Annotated in this window: 16 protein-coding genes; 11 read left to right on the forward strand and 5 right to left on the reverse strand. The window is 67.0% G+C overall.

Annotated elements, in window-relative coordinates:
• The first annotated feature begins 195 nt into the window (after positions 1-195).
• From PNO31109_RS03930 to PNO31109_RS03955, 6 genes are all read left to right on the forward strand, one after another.
• Positions 196-750, forward strand: coding sequence for a M23 family metallopeptidase (locus PNO31109_RS03930; RefSeq protein WP_174966262.1), 555 nt, complete (start codon positions 196-198; stop codon positions 748-750).
• Positions 751-918: 168 nt separating this feature from the next.
• On the forward strand, positions 919-1,044 hold the full coding sequence (locus tag PNO31109_RS22275) for a hypothetical protein (protein ID WP_277396687.1): 126 nt from the start codon (positions 919-921) through the stop codon (positions 1,042-1,044).
• Positions 1,045-1,115: 71 nt separating this feature from the next.
• Positions 1,116-1,934 carry a trans-aconitate 2-methyltransferase gene (gene tam / locus PNO31109_RS03940; RefSeq protein WP_150554343.1) on the forward strand — a complete coding sequence of 273 codons (819 nt, stop codon included), beginning with the start codon at positions 1,116-1,118 and terminating at the stop codon, positions 1,932-1,934.
• Positions 1,935-2,138: 204 nt separating this feature from the next.
• A complete protein-coding gene (locus tag PNO31109_RS03945) occupies positions 2,139-3,029 on the forward strand; it encodes a helix-turn-helix transcriptional regulator (protein WP_150554344.1) in 891 nt (296 codons plus the stop codon).
• Between the two features lie 266 nt (positions 3,030-3,295).
• Positions 3,296-4,042, forward strand: a complete 747-nt coding sequence (locus tag PNO31109_RS03950) for a sulfite exporter TauE/SafE family protein (RefSeq protein WP_206111073.1) — start codon at positions 3,296-3,298, stop codon at positions 4,040-4,042.
• A 173-nt stretch (positions 4,043-4,215) separates the two neighbouring features.
• Entirely contained in the window at positions 4,216-4,764 is a 549-nt protein-coding gene (locus PNO31109_RS03955; protein WP_241013848.1) for a nuclear transport factor 2 family protein, read from the forward strand.
• 130 nt (positions 4,765-4,894) lie between these two features.
• On the opposite strand, the gene dapA is transcribed toward PNO31109_RS03955, so the two are convergent.
• Complete coding sequence (gene dapA / locus PNO31109_RS03960) at positions 4,895-5,878, reverse strand: 4-hydroxy-tetrahydrodipicolinate synthase (protein WP_150554345.1); 984 nt, start codon at positions 5,876-5,878, stop codon at positions 4,895-4,897.
• A 530-nt stretch (positions 5,879-6,408) separates the two neighbouring features.
• Between dapA and PNO31109_RS03965 the strand changes: the two genes are divergently transcribed.
• Both PNO31109_RS03965 and PNO31109_RS22090 read left to right on the forward strand, forming a co-directional pair.
• Positions 6,409-7,029 carry a DUF4142 domain-containing protein gene (locus tag PNO31109_RS03965; protein ID WP_174966263.1) on the forward strand — a complete coding sequence of 207 codons (621 nt, stop codon included), beginning with the start codon at positions 6,409-6,411 and terminating at the stop codon, positions 7,027-7,029.
• A gap of 308 nt (positions 7,030-7,337) precedes the next feature.
• Positions 7,338-10,571: a VTT domain-containing protein gene (locus PNO31109_RS22090; protein WP_241013847.1), complete on the forward strand. Its 3,234-nt coding sequence runs from the start codon at positions 7,338-7,340 to the stop codon at positions 10,569-10,571.
• 10 nt (positions 10,572-10,581) lie between these two features.
• Here the strand turns inward: PNO31109_RS22090 and PNO31109_RS03975 are convergent, their stop codons facing one another.
• Entirely contained in the window at positions 10,582-11,058 is a 477-nt protein-coding gene (locus PNO31109_RS03975; RefSeq protein ID WP_150554347.1) for a VOC family protein, read from the reverse strand.
• A gap of 627 nt (positions 11,059-11,685) precedes the next feature.
• Here PNO31109_RS03975 and PNO31109_RS03980 point away from each other — a divergent pair.
• Positions 11,686-13,092: a diguanylate cyclase gene (locus PNO31109_RS03980; RefSeq protein WP_174966264.1), complete on the forward strand. Its 1,407-nt coding sequence runs from the start codon at positions 11,686-11,688 to the stop codon at positions 13,090-13,092.
• Between the two features lie 9 nt (positions 13,093-13,101).
• Here the strand turns inward: PNO31109_RS03980 and PNO31109_RS03985 are convergent, their stop codons facing one another.
• Positions 13,102-13,887, reverse strand: coding sequence for an FRG domain-containing protein (locus PNO31109_RS03985; RefSeq protein ID WP_150554349.1), 786 nt, complete (start codon positions 13,885-13,887; stop codon positions 13,102-13,104).
• 165 nt (positions 13,888-14,052) lie between these two features.
• Positions 14,053-14,568 carry a DUF2938 domain-containing protein gene (locus tag PNO31109_RS03990; RefSeq protein WP_150554350.1) on the reverse strand — a complete coding sequence of 172 codons (516 nt, stop codon included), beginning with the start codon at positions 14,566-14,568 and terminating at the stop codon, positions 14,053-14,055.
• Between the two features lie 130 nt (positions 14,569-14,698).
• Here PNO31109_RS03990 and PNO31109_RS03995 point away from each other — a divergent pair, with 130 nt between their 5' ends.
• The gene (locus PNO31109_RS03995) at positions 14,699-15,148 is read left to right on the forward strand and encodes a helix-turn-helix domain-containing protein (RefSeq protein WP_150554351.1); all 450 of its coding nucleotides are present in this window, start codon (positions 14,699-14,701) and stop codon (positions 15,146-15,148) included.
• Between the two features lie 80 nt (positions 15,149-15,228).
• Here the strand turns inward: PNO31109_RS03995 and PNO31109_RS04000 are convergent, their stop codons facing one another.
• The gene (locus PNO31109_RS04000; protein ID WP_150554352.1) at positions 15,229-16,152 is read right to left on the reverse strand and encodes a helix-turn-helix transcriptional regulator; all 924 of its coding nucleotides are present in this window, start codon (positions 16,150-16,152) and stop codon (positions 15,229-15,231) included.
• 219 nt (positions 16,153-16,371) lie between these two features.
• Between PNO31109_RS04000 and PNO31109_RS04005 the strand changes: the two genes are divergently transcribed.
• The gene (locus tag PNO31109_RS04005) at positions 16,372-17,130 is read left to right on the forward strand and encodes a crotonase/enoyl-CoA hydratase family protein (protein WP_150554353.1); all 759 of its coding nucleotides are present in this window, start codon (positions 16,372-16,374) and stop codon (positions 17,128-17,130) included.
• Positions 17,131-17,152 lie beyond the last annotated feature (22 nt).

The raw sequence follows: 17,152 nt of genomic DNA on the forward strand, positions 1-17,152 counted from the left end.
GTCGTAATGTCCGTAGACTGCGTCGCTTTGGAATTTGTTCTTCGAGCGATGTTTTCTTCTCTATGGTCCTCATGGGCAGCATTGTCGGGCCGAGCCGCCGCGGACCGTGACATCGCGGGTCCGCCCGGGCACGGGCGCGCGCCTCTACGCCGCCGCGTGCCCCGGATCGTCGTCGGCGGTTTGTGTTGCGTGGCGATGCAACTGACCGGTCCCGCATTCGGCGGCGCGAAGTTCGGCGCACAGTTCGGCGCGACCAGCGGCCGGAGCCCGGCGTCGGCCGAGTCGTACATGGAGCCGGTCGCCACAGTGCGCGTGTCGTCGCCGTTCGGGGTGCGATACCACCCGTTGCGGCGCGTCAGCCACCGGCACAACGGTGTGGATCTGGTCGCCCCGAGCGGCACGTCCGTGCATGCCGCGGCCCAGGGCGTGGTCAGGCACATTGGCTACGAGCGACGCGGTTATGGACGCTATGTGGTGATCGATCACCGATACGACAGCGAAACGCGCTACGCCCACTTGTCGCAGACTGCGCGCCACCTCCGAGTCGGAATGACCGTCGAAGCTGGGGAGGTCATCGGCAAGGTGGGGCGCACGGGTATGGCGACCGGCCCGCATCTGCACTTCGAACTGTGGCGCTACGGCGCGCCGGTCGACCCGCTGCCGCTGATCCGCGAGTCGGCTCGTGCGGCCCCTTCGGCCCCTTCGGCCTCTTCCGCTTCTTCCGCTCGTTGGTACCGCCCGCCGATGTGACGCGGGGAAGCCACACGGCCGTCCGACAGGGCTCGCGAATCGCTCGGCAATGTCGGCAATGTCGGCAATGTCGGGATATCGCAAAGAAGGCGGCACGTCGGCCGGTACCACGGATCACGGCAGCGCCCAACGCCTGTCACGGCGACGGACGCGCGGCGGGCGCCGACGGTGACTGGCGATGATGGCTATGCCACCGCCCGATGGCGACGCGACGGCATGACGCACTGGGCGATTACCGACGCCGAGGCGTCGCACCCGCGCGTGTTCGTGGAGGCATTGCAGGCCGGGACCTGATATCGTGAAGGCTGTTCCCGTTTCCCGTTTCTTATTTCCCATCTCCCATCTCGCATCCGAAGGAGCGCGTCATGGCGCAAGTGCCCTCGCCGAATGCCCCTGTCAACCCTGCGTGGCAGGCCGCCCAGTATGTGAAGTTCGAAGACGAGCGCACACGTCCCGTGCGCGACCTCGTGGCCGCCATTCCCGATCTGCCGGGGCGCACTGCCATGCGCGTGGTCGATATCGGCTGCGGGCCGGGCAATTCGACGCAGGTGCTCGCCGCGCGCTATGCGCAGGCCGAAGTGCTCGGCCTGGACAGTTCGCGCGACATGATCGATGCGGCGCGCGCCCGGTTGCCGCAGTTTCGCTTCGAAGTCGCGGACATCGCTCGTTGGCAAGACGAGCAGGGCGAAGCACCGTTCGACGTGATTCTCGCCAACGCCGTGATGCAATGGCTGCCCGATCACGAGACGCTGTACCCGCGTCTGGTCGGGCGCCTCGCCCCTGGCGGCTCGCTGGCCGTGCAAACGCCTGACAATCTCGACGAACCTGCTCATGTGTTGATGCGCGAAGTCGCCGCCGACGCGTGTTGGGCAACCACGCTCAGGGGTATCGAGCGCACCGCGCGCCATGACGCCGCGTTCTACTATGCGCTGCTGCGTGCAACGTGCTCGCGCGTGGACGTCTGGCGCACCACTTACTACCACCCGCTGGCCGCAGGCGCGGCGGCCGTGGTGGAGTGGTTCAAGGGCAGCGCATTGCGGCCGTTCCTGGCAAAGCTCGACGAGGACTCGCGTGAGGCATTCCTCAGCCGCTACACCGACGCCATATCGAAGGCCTATCCGGCGCTGGACGACGGCACGGTGCTGCTGCCGTTTCCGCGGCTATTCGTCGTCGCGACGCGTTGATCGATCCGGCGGGCCGCCTCCGCTTGCGGCCCAGCCTCCGGCGCTTGCCCGCGCTCTTACGCTTGCTTCCTCCTGCTTCCTCCTGCTCTTCCACCGGCGCTGTCTCCCTGCGCACCATGGCCCTCCGAAATCCACCTGCCAGACCGCCAAGGCCCTTCGCCACCCGTGCGGCAAGCGTCCGCGGCCCAGTGTAAAGTAGCGGGCATGAACGCCTCCACCCCACCGCCCCGGCCGTTTCGCAACGCCCCGCTGTACTGGCGCTCGTCGCTCGTGCCGGGGGCGGACATGCTCACGGCCGAGTACAACGATCACACCTTCGCACCGCACTGGCACGACGCCTACACGTTCGCCTGCATCGTGGCGGGCGCGGAGCGCTATTTCTATCGCGGTGGCGAGCACGTGGCCGACGCGGGCTCGATCGCCATCATTCATCCGGGGGAGGTGCATACGGGCGCGCGCGAGACCGACTTCGGCTGGCGCTACCGCGTGTTCTATCTGCCGGTCGATTTCGTGAAGGGCGTACAGCGGCAGTTGGTGCACGCGCACGCGGGGCCGAACACGGCCGAGGACGCCATGCCGTGGTTCGGCGAATATGTCGTACACGACGACGAGGCGTTGCAACGGCTCGTCACCGCACATCGATTGCTGCAAGGCGGCGCGGATCCGCTCGTGGCCGAAAGCGTACTGATCGAGGCCGTGTCGATGATGCTCGTGCGTCACGCGCAGGCGCGGGTGCCGGCGTTGCCCGGGCATCGCGACGCGGTACGCGTGGAGACGATGAAGGCGCGGCTGTCGGCCGATCTGACGGAACCGCTGTCGCTCACGGCCCTGGCTGAGGCTGTCGACCTCTCGCCGTTTCACGCGGCGCGCCTGTTCTCGCGCGAGACGGGCCTCGCGCCGCACGCCTGGCGTAACCAGCTGCGAGTGGTGCGCGCCTTGCCGGCGTTGCGCGCCGGGGCGTCGGCCACCGATGTCGCGCTCGCCCACGGCTTCAATGACCTGTCGCACTTCACCCGGTATTTCCGGCGTGCCTTTGGCGTGCCACCCGGGAAGTGGAGCGCAGGGAGTGCAGGGAACGGAGGAGCGGCGGCGTGAGCGCCGCGACGCTCGCCCGAACCTCACCCGAATGACGCCGACTTCCGGTGATTTCCGCTGACGTCTGGGCTGCCGGGCGCCCGCTCCCGTGGGGCAGTTCCCTTCGGGCAGTTCCTGTGTGGCAGCTCCCGTCTGGCCGCTCGATTTATCGATGGTGCGAGCGTCGATCATGGATTATCGTTCGTCCCTGATTTGTCCTGCGGATGCGGACGCATTCTGGCGACGGGTTGGCAACTGACGAGGCACGAATGCACGAGGGATGGTTAATGCAGTCACTGGCCGCGCATGCCTGGAGCATGGCGATGGTGGCCGTCGTGGGAACGGCGGCAGGCGTGGTGAGCGGCGTGGTCGGGACGGGCTCGTCGATGATGCTCCTGCCGGTACTCGTCTACACATATGGGCCGAAGCAGGCGGTGCCGATCATGGCCGTGGCCGCCATCGTCGGCAACGTGTCGAAGGTGCTGGCGTGGTGGCGCGACATCGACTGGCGCGCGGTGCTCGCATATTCGATGGCCGGAGCGCCGGCCGCGGCGCTCGGGGCCCGCACGCTGTGGAGTCTGCCCGCCACGGCGGTGGACATCGCGCTGGGCCTGTTCTTTGTCGCGATGGTGCCCGTGCGGCACTATCTGCTTCGCAAGCACTGGCGGCTCTCGCTCTGGCAACTGGCGCTGGCCGGGGCCGCGATCGGCTTTCTGACGGGGATCGTGCTCTCCACCGGGCCGCTTAGCGTGCCCGCGTTCGCCGCCTACGGCCTGTCCGGCGGCGCGTTTCTCGGCGCCGAGTCCGCCAGCTCGGTGCTCATTTACGTGGCCAAGGTGCTGATGTTTTCCGGCCTCGGCGCGTTGCCGCCCGAGGCGTGGGCCAACGGTCTGATCGTCGGCGCGACGCTGATGTTGGGCACGGTGCTCGGCAAACGCTTCGTGCTCGGTCTGCCTGCCCGTGTCTTTCAACGCCTGCTCGACGTCATGCTCATCGTGTCGGGCAGTGTGATGCTCAGCGCGGCGTGGCGCTGATCGGGCTCCTTGCGCACATTGCGCACGTCACCCGCCGACGCCCGGGCGCAGCGGGTTGTCGGCGATGTCTGACAGGCGACCGGCCGTGCGAACTGCTAAGCTGATGGCATGGCGTCCGGCTGCCGGAGGCCCACCTGTACCACTGACCGGTTCACGTCTGCACCGCACCCACCATGAAGACGTCAATTGCAACGCTCCTTGCCGTCGTCGCCACAGCTACCCTGGCGCCGATGCCGCTTGGCTTCGCCGCCGGCGGCATGCCGCCGGTGCCCGGCGCCGCGATCTCCGCGGCCGGCTCCGACGGCTTGCGCGCCTCGGTGAACCCGGCGGCCGAGGCGCCCGCCGAGCAACTGGCGTCGAACAAGGACATCGTGCTCGCGTTCTATGAGGCGGGACTCAACCGCAAGGACTTCGAGGCCGCGCGTCAGTACCTGGGGCGGCAGTACATCCAGCACAATCCGAATGCGGCGGACGGCGTCGAAGGCTTCGGCAAGTTTCTCGACTTCCTGCGCAAAAACCAGCCCGATTCGCACAGCGAGATCGTGCGCGCGTTCGCCGACGGCGATTACGTGATTCTTCACGTCAGAAAGGTGCCGTATCCGGGCGCTCAACCCATTGCGATCGTCGACATCTTCCGGCTGGAGAAGGGCAAGATCGTCGAGCACTGGGACGTCTCGCAGCAGGTGCCGGCGAAGACGGTCAGCGGCAACTCGATGTTCTGAGCGCGCGGCGCCGCGAAATTGCGGCGCGACGGCTCAATCGCGGCTCGCCGCGCAGATTCCCGACCGCCTGCGTGAACATGCTTCAGGCGGCTTCGGGGCGTGTCAGGCGACCCCGGCCGCCCCCCGGACCTCAGGCCGCGTTCATCGCGCCCGGGCCGAATTCGGCGTCCACGGCAACAATCGCTTGCGCCAACTGTTGCGCGAGCGCGGGCGATGCACTCGTCATGGGCGCGCGCAACACGTCCGCCAACCATCCCTCTCGTGCGAGCCATGCCTTGACCGGCCCGGGATTCGGTTGTGCGAAGAGCAGCCGGATCACCGGCATGAGCGCGTGGAACAAGGCCCGCGCCGTGTCGAGCTGCCGCGCCTGCACCGCGCGATACAGCGCGACGAAGTGCACCGGGCGGCAATGGGCCGAGGCAATGATGGCGCCGTGTCCCCCCATGGCCAGCGTCGACAGCAGCTGATGATCCTCGCCGGCGAGGACGGCGAGCCGCCCGTCGGCAATGAGCGCCTGCGTGGTGTGCGGGTTGCCGCCGCAGTCCTTGATGCCGCGGATGTTGCCATGGCCGGCGAGCGTGAGCAGCGTGTCGAGCGCGAGCGCCGCCCCCGTGCGGTACGGAATGTCGTAGAGCACGAGCGGCGCGTGCGAGCGGTCCGCCAGCGTCCGGAACCATTCGACGAGGCCTTCCTGAGACGGGCGGATGTAGTAGGGCGCCGGTGCCAGCACGCCGGCGAGCGGCAGGGCGTTCAAAGCATCAAGGCGTGCGAGCGTGTGACCGAGATGATTGCCCGCGAGGCCCGCAATGACGGGCAAGTCGCCCACTTCGTTGAGGACGGTGTCGAACACCGCGAGCTGCTCGGCGTCGTCGAGCGCGGCGGCTTCGCCTGTCGTGCCGCAGATCACGAGGCCGGCAATGCCAGAACGGCGGTAGTGTGCGACCAGACGGCGCAGGGCGGCATGGTCGACCGGTCTGTCGGCGCCTTCGCCCGCGCCTCGCGCTGCGCCGTCGCGAGAGAACGGCGTGACGAGCGGCAGCCAGATGCCCCGAAAGGCCGGCGAGGCGGCGCAATGAGCGGCGGGTGCGGCGGTTTGTGACGGTGCGGCTTGCATGGATGTCTCCGTGACGATACGTAAGCGGGTGATGACCTGTACGGAAACCGTGCAGTCGGGCGACGCTGACGCTTGCGTGGAGAGGGGTTCGGGGCAGAGGCCGATGGTGCGGGTGATGCGGGGATGCTCGAGGCGCCAGGGGCGCAGGGCGGGACTGCCGGGTCCACGTGGCTATTCCGTCGCTCAACTGACGGAACAGCACGCTCCGGTCAGTTGAGCGACTGTTTTTTGCTTTTGACGAGCGCCACCGATTGCCCCATCAGGGCAACGCGCAGTACCGGAGTCGCGTGGTGGCGGAAATTCGTCATGCAGTGACTCTAAACGCAATGTGCGGGTGTCGTCAACTCGACATTGAGATTCTGTTGCCGGTGCGGGCATCGCATAGGAAGTTTCGATGGCGCACGCTCGAACGGCGTCGCAAACCGCGTAGTCGAACAGGCATCGGTCGGGTGCCGGGCGGGGCTGCCGATGCGCGACGCGCCGGCGCCGGACGTTCCACGGTTCAGTGGCTCGATGATAAGGAGGACGATATGCAATCACGACAGACCACAGGGTATGGCGCTTGCCTGACGGGCGTCGCGTTGCTGGTGAGCGCAGCCGTTGCGTTTGCACAGGGATCGCCCCGGAGCGTACCGGCGCAGGGCAGCGCGACGGAGGCCGGCGGCAGCGCGGGACCGTCGCGCGCCCAAGCCACGCGCACCGCCGAGCCGACGACCGGCATTGATGTGGAGTTCGTCGACAAGGCACAGAAGTCCGGCAAAACTGAAGTGCAGGCGAGCCAACTGGCGGTGCAGCGCTCCAGCAATCCGTCGGTCAAGCGCTTCGCGCAGCAGATGGTGACCGACCACAGCAAGGCGAACGAAACGCTGCGGCAACTCGCGGCGAAGAAAGGCGTGAGCGTGCCTAACGACGTGGCCGTCAATCCCGACATCGAAGCGCTCAAGCGAAAGTCCGGCCGGGAGTTCGACGTGGCGTATCTCGCGCTGGCCGGGCCCGATGCGCACGAACAGGCCGTGACCCTCTTCGAGACCGAGTCCGAAAAGGGACAGGACTCAGACTTGCGCGGATTCGCGCGTCAGACGTTGCCTACATTGCGTCATCATCTGAGCGAGGCGCGTGAGGTCTCGGCGAAGATCGAGATGGGCAAGTAGTCCCGACAGAACGCGACGTTGTGGCCAGACCGCCGGAAGATCGGCGGCAGATCGCTGGCAGATCGCCGGTATAGCGTCCGTTTGACATCCGTTTGACATCCGTTTGACATCCGTTTGACATCCGTTTGACGTCCGTTCGGCGTTTGTATGGCGGTGCGCCGTCGCGAACGTTTCTTCGCGCCTGGCGAGCCAGCGCAACGCGGTTGTGCGCGCACGGCGTGCGCCATTCACGTCCGGCCGTGCGCGTTGCCGCTTTGCCACGATGGGAGTGCTGAAACTTGCGCGACGCACGACGAGTCACATCGCGCATGAAAGACGCCAACCCGATGACCTCGCCGCCGGCGACGTCCCCGGCGGCAGACCGCGCCGGGACACCCGAGACAACCGCGACACCCGGAACGTGCGCGGCGCCCATGATCGCCGCACCGCAAGCTTGCGCGCGTGACGGCGACGCCGCCGGGTCCACTGTGCCCGGCACGCCGTTGCGCCTGCGCGAGGGGCGTCACTGCTGGCGTATCGCGCCGGCGGCGCGCATGCGCATGCTCGTGGACGGGCAGGCCTATTTCAGCGCGCTGCGCGAGGCGTTGCGCGCGGCGCGGCATACCGTTTTCATTCTCGGCTGGGACATCGACAGCCGCATGCAACTTCAGCCGCTCGGCGTGGACGACGGCTTGCCCGCCGGTTTGCGCGATTTCCTCGACGCCCTTGTACGGCGCCGAAAAGGGCTGCGCATCTACGGCCTCAGCTGGGACTTCGCCATGCTCTATGCGCTCGAGCGCGAGTGGCTGACGTCGGTCAAGCTCGACTGGCGCACGCATCGGCGGCTGTGCTTCCGGCTCGATGGTCACCACCCGAGCGGGGCGTCGCATCATCAGAAGATCGTAGTGATCGACAATCGGCTCGCCTTCGTGGGCGGCCTCGATCTCACGCGACGGCGCTGGGATACGTCCCGCCACGCACCGGACGAGCCTGGACGGCTCGATCCTGCCGGGCATCCCTATCCACCGTTCCACGACGTGCACGCGCTCATCGACGGCGAAGCGGCGCGCGCCGTGGCCGCTCTGGCCGAAGCGCGCTGGCATCGGGCGACGGGCATGCACGTCGATCTTCGGCTGCCCGATGCGCGAGACGCGCCGTATGCGCCGCTCGATCCCTGGCCGACGAGCGTGGCCCCCGACCTGACGGACGTGGAGGTCGCCATCGCGCGCACGGCCCCCGCGTTCGACGGACGGCCCGCGGTGCAGGAAATTCAGTCGCTCTACCTCGATGCGATCGCCAGCGCGAAAAAACGGATCTACTTCGAGAATCAGTATTTCACGGCGAAATCGATCGGCGACGCGCTGGCGGCGCGGCTGTCGCAGCCCGACTGTCCCGACATTGCAGTCGTCTCGCGCCGCATCGAGGACGGCTGGCTTCAGCAGCAGAGCATGGGGGTGCTGCGCGCGCGTCTTTACCGGCGTCTGCGCGAGATCGATCCGGGCGAGCGTTTCCGCCTGTACTGCCCTGAAGTGCCGGGTGTCGCACCGGCGTGCGTGAACGTGCACAGCAAGGTGATGGTCGTCGACGACGAGCTGCTCGTGATCGGCTCGGCCAACCTCAACAATCGCTCCATGGCGCTCGATACCGAGTGCAATATCGCCATCGCGGCCAATGGCGACGCGCGCGTCGCGGCCGGCATCGCACGCGCGCGCAACCGCCTGCTCGCCGAGCATCTCGATGTCCCCGAGCCGGCCGTCGAGGCGGCGCTGGCGCGCGACGAAGGGCTGCATCGCGCCATCGCGACGCTACATCGGGAAGGCGCCCGCACGCTCGAGGCGTTCGCGCCGGAACTGCACGAGGCCGACGATGCGGCGTCGCCGGGGCCGGTGGTGCTCGACCCGATGGAGCCGATCGACTTCGAGAACGTGATGGGCACCTTCATTGCAACGGAAGCGCGCCCGCGCCTGATTGGGCGGATTGCTTCGCTCATCGTGCTGCTGCTGGCGCTGGCCGGCCTGGCGCTCGCATGGCGCTACACGCCCTTGCGCGAATGGGCCGACGTGCGCCGCGTGCTCGGCTTCGTGGAGCACGTCCACGACCTGCCGCTCGCGCCGCTTGTCATGATGGCCGTGTACATCGTCGGCACGTTGATCATGGTGCCCGTCACGGTATTGATCGTGGTCACGGTCGTGGTCTTCGGTCCAGTCATGGGCGCCCTCTACGCGCTGAGTGGCACGACGCTGGGCGCGATGGCCGGCTATGCCGTCGGACGCGTGGCCGGGCGCGACGCCGTGCGACGCTTCGGCGGCCGGCATCTGAACGCCGTGAGCCAGCAGATCGGCAACCACGGCCTGCTCGCCATGATCGTGCTGCGCCTGATGCCGCTCGCGCCATTCACGTTGGTGAATTTCGTGGTCGGGGCCTCGCGCATCCGGTTGCGGCATTGCCTGCTGGGCACGGTGATCGGCATGGCGCCGGGCATTCTGATTGCCGCCGCGCTCGTGGACCGCGTGGCGGCGCTCGCACAGCGCCCGAGCGGCTGGACGGCGGCGTTGCTCGCGGCGGTGCTCGTGGTGCCCGGCCTGGGCGTGGCCGCGCTCAAGCGCCGTATCGGCGCTGCGCGCAAGTCCGGCAATGGCGACGAAGGCGCCGGCACTCATGCCAGCCCCGTAACCAGCGAGCCCGCGCTGCCCGAGCGTCCCGGGCGGATCAGCCGGGAGCTTTGCGTGGCGAGCTACAACATTCACGGCGGCGTGGGGGCGGACGGGCGCCATGCGCCCGGTCGCGTGCTCGGCGTGCTCGACGAGATCGATCCGGACATCGTGGCGCTGCAGGAAGTCCAGGCGAGTGCGACGGGCGTGGGGTTGCTCGCGCAACTGGCCGAGGCGCGCGGCATGCACGTGATCCCCGGACCGACGCTCACGCGAGGCGGGCTCGAGTACGGCAACGCGATCCTGACACGCTTCGCACCGGTGGCCGTGCGCCACATCGACCTGAGCGTGCCGGGCCGCGAGCCGCGCGGCGCCATCGACGCGACGCTCGTCTGGCACGACGCGCAGGGCCGTGAGATGCAACTGCGCGTGATCGCCACGCATCTGGGGTTGCATCCGGGCGAGCGTCGGGAGCAGGTCAGGCGCCTGCTCGAATGCCTGGCCGGCCAGCCGCGCACCGCGACCGTGCTGCTGGGCGACGTCAACGAGTGGTTCCTGTGGGGACGGCCGCTGCGCTGGCTGCACCGCTATTTCGAGCGCACGCCGCACGTCGCCACGTTTCCGTCGCGCCTGCCGGTGCTCTCGCTCGATCGCATCTGGACTTCGCCTCGCGCGCATCTCGGCGAAGTGCGCCGCCATGCCACGCCGCTGGCGCGCGTGGCGTCGGACCACCTGCCGCTCGTCGCGACGCTGCGCACGTCGATGCCGATGCGCGAACCGGCACCGCGCCGTCCTGCCTCCACGCCCGAATCCACGCCCGAATCCACGCCCGAATCCACGCCGGAATCCATGCCCGATCCTGCACCCGGCCCCGCAGGCGAATCCGCAGCCGCCAGTCCCGACCGGGCGTAAGCGCGGCAGCTCAGGTCGTGGCGATGGCGCGCTCGAGCGCCGCGATGTCGATCTTGTGCATCGTCATCATGGCTTGCATGGCGCGCCGCGCCTGGGCCACGTCGGGGCTGGTCACGAGATCGAGCAGGCGCTGCGGCGTGATCTGCCAGGAGAAGCCCCAACGGTCCTTGCACCAACCGCAGGCCGACTCCGCGCCCCCATTGCCGACGATGGCGTTCCAATAGCGGTCGGTCTCCTCCTGATTTTGCGTGAGCACCATGAAGCTCACCGCTTCGTTCGGTTTGAACTCGGGACCGCCGTTAAGCCCCACGAAGCGCCGGCCCAGCACCGTGAACTCGACCGTCAGCTCGTCGCCTTGGCCGATGCCCGGAATGGGAGAGGGATGCAGCGCATCGACGTGGCTGTCGGGAAATGTCGCGGCATAGAACTCGGCCGCCTCGCGGGCCTGACCGTTATCGAACCATACACAAGTGACGAGTTGGGTCATTGCTGTCTCCTGTCGTGAAGTGAAACCGAAGCGTCAAACCGAAGCGCCAAACCGACGCGAATACCGCGCACGCCGACACAGACGTAATCGCATGCGGTGCCGCGGTGAACCAGAGGAGAAAAAATGGTTACGGAAAACTATATATATGAAGTTTACGGTTCACCCTGATTTTTACTTTTAATTCGTTTTGCGAAGGATTCAAGGAATGAAAATACCAAATGTGGACGCGGTCGATTTCCAGTCTCGGGATTTGCGAATGACGCGTCCGACTACTCAATTGGCGCTCGCGCGTCAACAATGGCGTCGTTGCGACAGATGTCGCCGCGCAAGTTGCCAATTTGAATCGACCAAGTGACAATCAGCGGGAATTGGCGGCACGGCAGTACAGGGGAAATACGGGACATACCCGACGGTACGAGATATATCGACCGTGTCGGCTTTAGCGAACGAGAGTTGGAATTCCGCTCGCTGGGTGGTGTCGCAAATCAAACGTTGCGCCGCGAATACGACGCTGCGAGTCGAAAAGCGCGGCAAGCGAACCAAACCTGCGTGGCGACGCCAGTCTGGATCAAGCAATTGATTTTCTGATCGATGGAATTCGTAACAAAAGACGTCCTCGCAAGTTGCATGGAACTGCTGCTGGATGCGGTGTTTCTCGTCAATCGCGAGGGCACGCTCGTGTACGTGAGCCCGGCCTGCGAACGCATTTTCGGTTATACGTCGCAGGAGCTCATGGGGCGCTCGATGATCGACTTCGTGGCGAAGGAAGATCGCGAGCGCACCCTCGAGGAATCGAAGCGCGTCATCGCCGGCCAGCCCCGGATCGGTTTCGAGAACCGATATGTCCACAAGGACGGCCACTACGTTCATCTCATGTGGTCGGCGCGCTGGTCGGAGGAACACGGCCTGCGTATCGGCGTGGCGCGCGACGTCTCGGCCCGCAAGCGCGCCGAAGCGTTACAGCGCGCCACCTATTCGATCTCCGAGGCGGCGCACGATGCGGCCGACATTCGCACACTGTGTCAGGCCGTACACGCAACGCTGTCCACGTTGTTTCCCATCGACGCGATTGTCGTCGCCACCTGTACGGCAGCGGTGGCCGATTCGATGGACGCGGAAGATGCCGTGGACGGCCTGGGCGGCGAAGACTCGGCTGGCGCCTGGGAGAAGGCGTACCAGTACCGTGAGAGTCCTGAGGTGCCGTTGCTCGACTGGGCGCTGGCGCAGCGTGTCTCGGCGCGCGCGGTGCGCGCCCGGCAGCCGCGGTGGCATCTGATCGACGCGGCGCCGGCTCAGGCGCGCGTCGAGCCGTTCACGCCGAACGACGCGTCCGCCGTCATCGACAAGGACCGGGGGGCGTTGGCGGTGCTGCCCATGCATACGGCGCGCCGGGCCGTCGGCACACTGATGATCTATGGCCCCGCCGGGGCGCTGCAGGCCGAGGCGGCGCAACGTCTGCTCGCCTTCGTATGCGACCAGACCGCGTTGGCCATCGAGCGCAAGCAACTCATCGACGATCTGTACAAGGCCGCGCGTTTCGATGAGCTCACCGGTTTGCCGAACCGCCGCACCTTTGGGGAGTACGCCGCCGACGCCGTGCGGCGCGCGCAGCGGACCAACGGCAAGCTGGCGCTGCTCTTCGCCGACATCGACGGCTTCAAGGGAGTGAACGACGGCATGGGCCACGCGGTCGGCGATCTGCTGCTCAAGGAGATCGGCGGGCGCATGAAGGCGGGCGTGGCCGAGTGCGGCTTCGTTGCGCGGCACGCCGGCGACGAGTTCGTGGCCCTCCTGCATGACGCCGAGATCGTCGAGCGCATCGACTTCGCCGTCAATCGCCTGCGTGCCGGGATCGAGCAGGCCATCTCGGTAAACGGCGTGGATGTCACCGTGCGCGTGAGCGTGGGCGTGGCGGTCTTTCCTGACGACGGCGAATCGATGCACGAACTGATCCGCGTTGCCGATCAGCGCATGTACGCCAACAAGGCCGAGCGCAAATCCGGCGCGGCGGGCTTCCTGCAGCGCCTCATCTGAGCGGCGCGCTCAGCCCAGGGTCTGCGTGGGCCACACCATCTCGATTTCGATGGCGATCGAGCGCGCCAGTCCGTCCAGGTCCGGGAACAGCGAAGCATTGGTGATGTTCATGCGGTAGAGCCATTTCATGGCGTCCGCGCGCAGCGCCACGGGCAGCACGATCTTGCGCAACAGCGGCTCTTCGCTCTCATAGCCCTCGAGAATGCGATGCAGCGGGCGGTCGATGATGCCCGGCACGACCAGCGTGCCCGACTGGGCGATCAGCCGACCGTCCATCTCCTCGGGCTCGCCGAACCAGACCACTTCGTTGTCGTTGCCGAGAAAGTACTTGTCGAGATTGCCCTTCACGCGTGGGTCGATGGTGTCGCGCGTGAGCCACGGGGCATGGCGCGGGCGAGCGCGATCGGCGTACAGCGCCGGGGTGTTCAGCGCGAAGATGGCCGAATCGCTCGTGGCGCGCTCGAGCGCGAAGAAGGCGGCGACGAACGGCGACTTGGTGAAATCGAGCAGGCGCGTGGGCGCGCCGTGGTGCTGCATGAGGCCGAGACAGCGCAGGTCGTCGTGCAGCACTTCGGGCCATGCCACATGGTTGTGCGCCTTGCGCCGGAAGATGCGGATGGCGCGCGCCTCGCGGCTGCGCCACTGTTCCTTGTCCGACACGAACGCGTGCAGGTACCGCGAGAGCGAGCTTTGCAGATGCCAGCGTGCGTCCTGCTGTCCGCGAAAGGCCCAGCCTTCGAAGCGGGAGGACAGCTCCATGAAATCCTTCCAGCTCTCGACGACGATGGTGTCCATAGTGGGCAAAATCCTTGCGCCGGCCCGCGCGATGGCCGACGGTTCTGTTGAGGACGCCAAGGCATCGCAATCGATGCATGGCGTCGGCCACTATAGTACGGCGTCTGTGACAGCTCAAGCGCACGCCGCCCCGTGCCTGCGATATCGGCCGGACGCCCGCCCGGATCAGCCGGCGATGGCGCGCGGCGCGAAGTTCACGAGCCAGCCGCCCGCATACAGTCCGAGGCCGAACACGGCATGCGTGATCAGGCTGCGCACGCGCGCCTGGACGGGCTTCGGCGTCTTCGAGGCCGCGATGCCGGCGCCGAACGCCGGCTGCATGACGAAGAACGGCAACACCACGGTGGCGACGCCGAAGGCGAGCGCCGGTCCAGGAGCCGGGGCTTGCAGCCACGCCGTGCCCGCCACGAGGACCAGGCCGGCGGCAAACGCCACGCCGATCGCATAGTGGGCCGCCCAGCCCAGCGCCTTCTCGCCGCGCACCGGCCTCGAGCGCCCGATGCCGGCATGCGCGAACTGCCCGGCGCCCATATGCCCGATCCAGCGCCCGACGAGTGCGTAGTCGAGCGGCGTCACGCCGAACAGGCGGCGCAACAGCAGCGTCCACAGATCCATGATGACCGTGGCGAAAACGCCGATGGCCAGAGTTTGCGCAATGAGACTTAACGTCGTCGATGTCATTTCGGCTCCTCGAAATCATCTGAAAATCGTTTGAAGCAGCCGGTTTTCCGGGCGAAGTCGCGCACGCACCGGCTGCGATTGAGGCACTATACGAATTCAAGCCAACTTGAAGTCAATCGGGAGCGTCGACATGACACTGGACATTGGCGAGGTGGTGCGGCAGGCCGGCGTGCCGCCGTCCACGTTGCGGTATTACGAGGAAAAAGGGTTGATCGCGGCGGTCGGGCGGCGCGGACTGCGCCGCCAGTACGATCCGTCCGTGCTGCAGACGCTGTCGTTGATTGCGCTTGGCCGGACGGCGGGGTTCTCGCTCGATGACATCGCGGGCATGCTGCTGCCGCAGGGCAAGGCGAGCATCGACCGCGCGCGCCTGCAGGCGAGGGCCGACGAGATCGACAGGACCATCCGTCAGCTCAGTGCGCTGCGCGACGGCTTGCGTCACGCGGCGGTGTGTCCGGCGCCGGAGCATCTGGCGTGCCCGCAGTTCCAGCGGCTGATGCGGCTGGCGAGTGCGAAGCGGGGCGGGCACGTCATCGGCAGCGAAGGCTCGTCGGCGCCGAGGCGCCGCAAGGCGGGCTGACCCGCTGGCGCCGGTACGGACAGGTCACGCGAGCGATTTCCGGCACAGGATTCGACCGATGGCGCCAGCGTCAGGCAGCGTCAGGCGGCGCGTGCCGGTGACAGCGTGTCCTGCAAGGCGGCGAGCGCCGCATCCGGCGTGATGTCCGACGTGTCGAGCGTCACGTCGGCGAGTTGGTAGAGCGCTTCGCGCGCGTCGAGCATGCGGTGGATGTGTTCGAGCGCTTCGTTGCGTAGCGCCTCGGTGGCGATGCGCGCATCGTTCTGCTGCATCACGCGCTGAAAGTGGACGTCGGGGCGGGCGCGCAACCATACCGTGCGGAACGTGCGCAGCACGCGCTCGTAGGTCTGGGCTTCGGACACGATACCGCCGCCCGTGGCCAGCACCACGTTCTCGTGTTCCGCGATGATGCGCTCGATGCACTGTCGCTCGATGCGCCGCATGGCGGCCTGTCCATACAGCGTGATCACTTCTCCGATCGCGATCCCCGCTTCCCGTTCGACTTCCTTGTCGAGTTCCACGAAGGGCGCGCCGATCGCCTGCGCGAGCCGCGGCCCGAGCGTCGATTTGCCCGCGCCCCGCAGGCCGATGAGCGCGATGCGCCGACCCTTGCCGCGCGCTTCGGCGGCCGCGGGCGCCACGATTTGACGACGCAGGCGTGAAAGCACCTCGGCGGGCTGCTGACGAAGATATTCGACGAGGATCAACAAGTCGCCGTCGTAAGCCATGCGCTCGGCAACGAGCGTCTCCACACCGACGTTCAGCGCTTCGCCAAGCTTGTGCAGCACGGCGAGCGAGACGTTTCCGGTGCCGGCTTCCACGCGGGCGAGATAGGGCAGCGACACGCCGGACTGCGCGGCGAGCTGCTTGCGGGTCATGCCGCGTTGGGCTCGCAGCGTACGAACGCGCCGGGCCAGCAAGGCAAGTTGCGGCGCGATGGCGTCGCCGGCATTGGTCGGCGACAAGGAGGCGGACGGAGGGGGATCGGCAGGTCGTTTGGTCATCGAGGAGTGCGACGTCGACGGTCATGCCGATAAATATACTATGAGATATCGGCAATGAGACGATCAAAGGGGCGGGCGTTGGCTGTTGGCGTTCGATATATGCACTAAAATGCCTTTTTATTGGAAATATCCCTGTTAACCCTGAACTGCATTGCACAAGCCACGCAACTCTGAAAATATCTTATAAGATACTTTTCACGATTTGGAGCGAATGCGGACATGACCTATCCCCACTTGCGAGTGCGCGTCGAAGACGCCATCGCTTTCGTAACGCTGGACCGCGCGGACAAGCGCAATGCGCTGTGCGACGCCGCTGTCGATTCGCTCGAGGCAGCGTTCCGCGATTTCGACGGCAGCGTGCGCGCCGTCGTCCTGAGCGGCGCCGGCGAGCACTTCTGCGCCGGGCTCGACCTCGCCGAGAACAGCCAGCGCGATCCCATCGACGTGCTGCGCGTCTCGCAGCGCTGGCACAAGGTCTTCCACGAGATTCAGTTCGGTGGCCGCCCGGTCGTGGCGGTGCTGCATGGCGCGGTGATCGGTGGTGGCCTGGAACTGGCGCTCGCCGCGCATGTGCGCGTCATCGAACGCGGTGCATTCTTCCAGTTGCCCGAGGGCAAGCGCGGCATCTTCGTCGGCGGTGGCGCGTCGGTCCGCGTGGCGCGCATTCTCGGGCCGGACCGCATGACGGAGATGATGCTCACCGGGCGCCGTTACGATGCCGTCGACGGCGAGCGTCTCGGCCTCGGTCACTACCTGACGGACGCGGGCGCGGGCCTGGCGCTCGCCGCGCAACTCGCCCGCGACACCGCGGCGAACAGCCCGCTCTCGAATTGGGCGACGATTCACGCGCTCTCGCGCATTCACGACATGTCGATGTCCGACGGGCTGTTCACCGAGTCGGTCACGAGTGCGCTGATGCTGGCGACGCCCGAAGCGCGCGAGCGCATGGAACGCTTTCTGGGCCGCACGGCGCGCTAGTGCGGCGGCCATCCCCCACGGA

Source organism: Pandoraea nosoerga, from assembly GCF_902459585.1.
Taxonomy (GTDB): Bacteria; Pseudomonadota; Gammaproteobacteria; order Burkholderiales; family Burkholderiaceae; genus Pandoraea; species Pandoraea nosoerga.

What these genes read in the sequence shown, in the direction of transcription:
- PNO31109_RS03930 (WP_174966262.1), top strand. Translation starts at nt 196, where the DNA reads ATGCAACTGACCGGTCCCGCATTCGGCGGCGCGAAGTTCGGCGCACAG.
- tam (WP_150554343.1), top strand. Translation starts at nt 1,116, where the DNA reads ATGGCGCAAGTGCCCTCGCCGAATGCCCCTGTCAACCCTGCGTGGCAG.
- PNO31109_RS03945 (WP_150554344.1), top strand. Translation starts at nt 2,139, where the DNA reads ATGAACGCCTCCACCCCACCGCCCCGGCCGTTTCGCAACGCCCCGCTG.
- PNO31109_RS03950 (WP_206111073.1), top strand. Translation starts at nt 3,296, where the DNA reads ATGCAGTCACTGGCCGCGCATGCCTGGAGCATGGCGATGGTGGCCGTC.
- PNO31109_RS03955 (WP_241013848.1), top strand. Translation starts at nt 4,216, where the DNA reads ATGAAGACGTCAATTGCAACGCTCCTTGCCGTCGTCGCCACAGCTACC.
- dapA (WP_150554345.1), bottom strand. Translation starts at nt 5,878, where the DNA reads ATGCAAGCCGCACCGTCACAAACCGCCGCACCCGCCGCTCATTGCGCC.
- PNO31109_RS03965 (WP_174966263.1), top strand. Translation starts at nt 6,409, where the DNA reads ATGCAATCACGACAGACCACAGGGTATGGCGCTTGCCTGACGGGCGTC.
- PNO31109_RS22090 (WP_241013847.1), top strand. Translation starts at nt 7,338, where the DNA reads ATGAAAGACGCCAACCCGATGACCTCGCCGCCGGCGACGTCCCCGGCG.
- PNO31109_RS03975 (WP_150554347.1), bottom strand. Translation starts at nt 11,058, where the DNA reads ATGACCCAACTCGTCACTTGTGTATGGTTCGATAACGGTCAGGCCCGC.
- PNO31109_RS03980 (WP_174966264.1), top strand. Translation starts at nt 11,686, where the DNA reads ATGGAACTGCTGCTGGATGCGGTGTTTCTCGTCAATCGCGAGGGCACG.
- PNO31109_RS03985 (WP_150554349.1), bottom strand. Translation starts at nt 13,887, where the DNA reads ATGGACACCATCGTCGTCGAGAGCTGGAAGGATTTCATGGAGCTGTCC.
- PNO31109_RS03990 (WP_150554350.1), bottom strand. Translation starts at nt 14,568, where the DNA reads ATGACATCGACGACGTTAAGTCTCATTGCGCAAACTCTGGCCATCGGC.
- PNO31109_RS03995 (WP_150554351.1), top strand. Translation starts at nt 14,699, where the DNA reads ATGACACTGGACATTGGCGAGGTGGTGCGGCAGGCCGGCGTGCCGCCG.
- PNO31109_RS04000 (WP_150554352.1), bottom strand. Translation starts at nt 16,152, where the DNA reads ATGACCAAACGACCTGCCGATCCCCCTCCGTCCGCCTCCTTGTCGCCG.
- PNO31109_RS04005 (WP_150554353.1), top strand. Translation starts at nt 16,372, where the DNA reads ATGACCTATCCCCACTTGCGAGTGCGCGTCGAAGACGCCATCGCTTTC.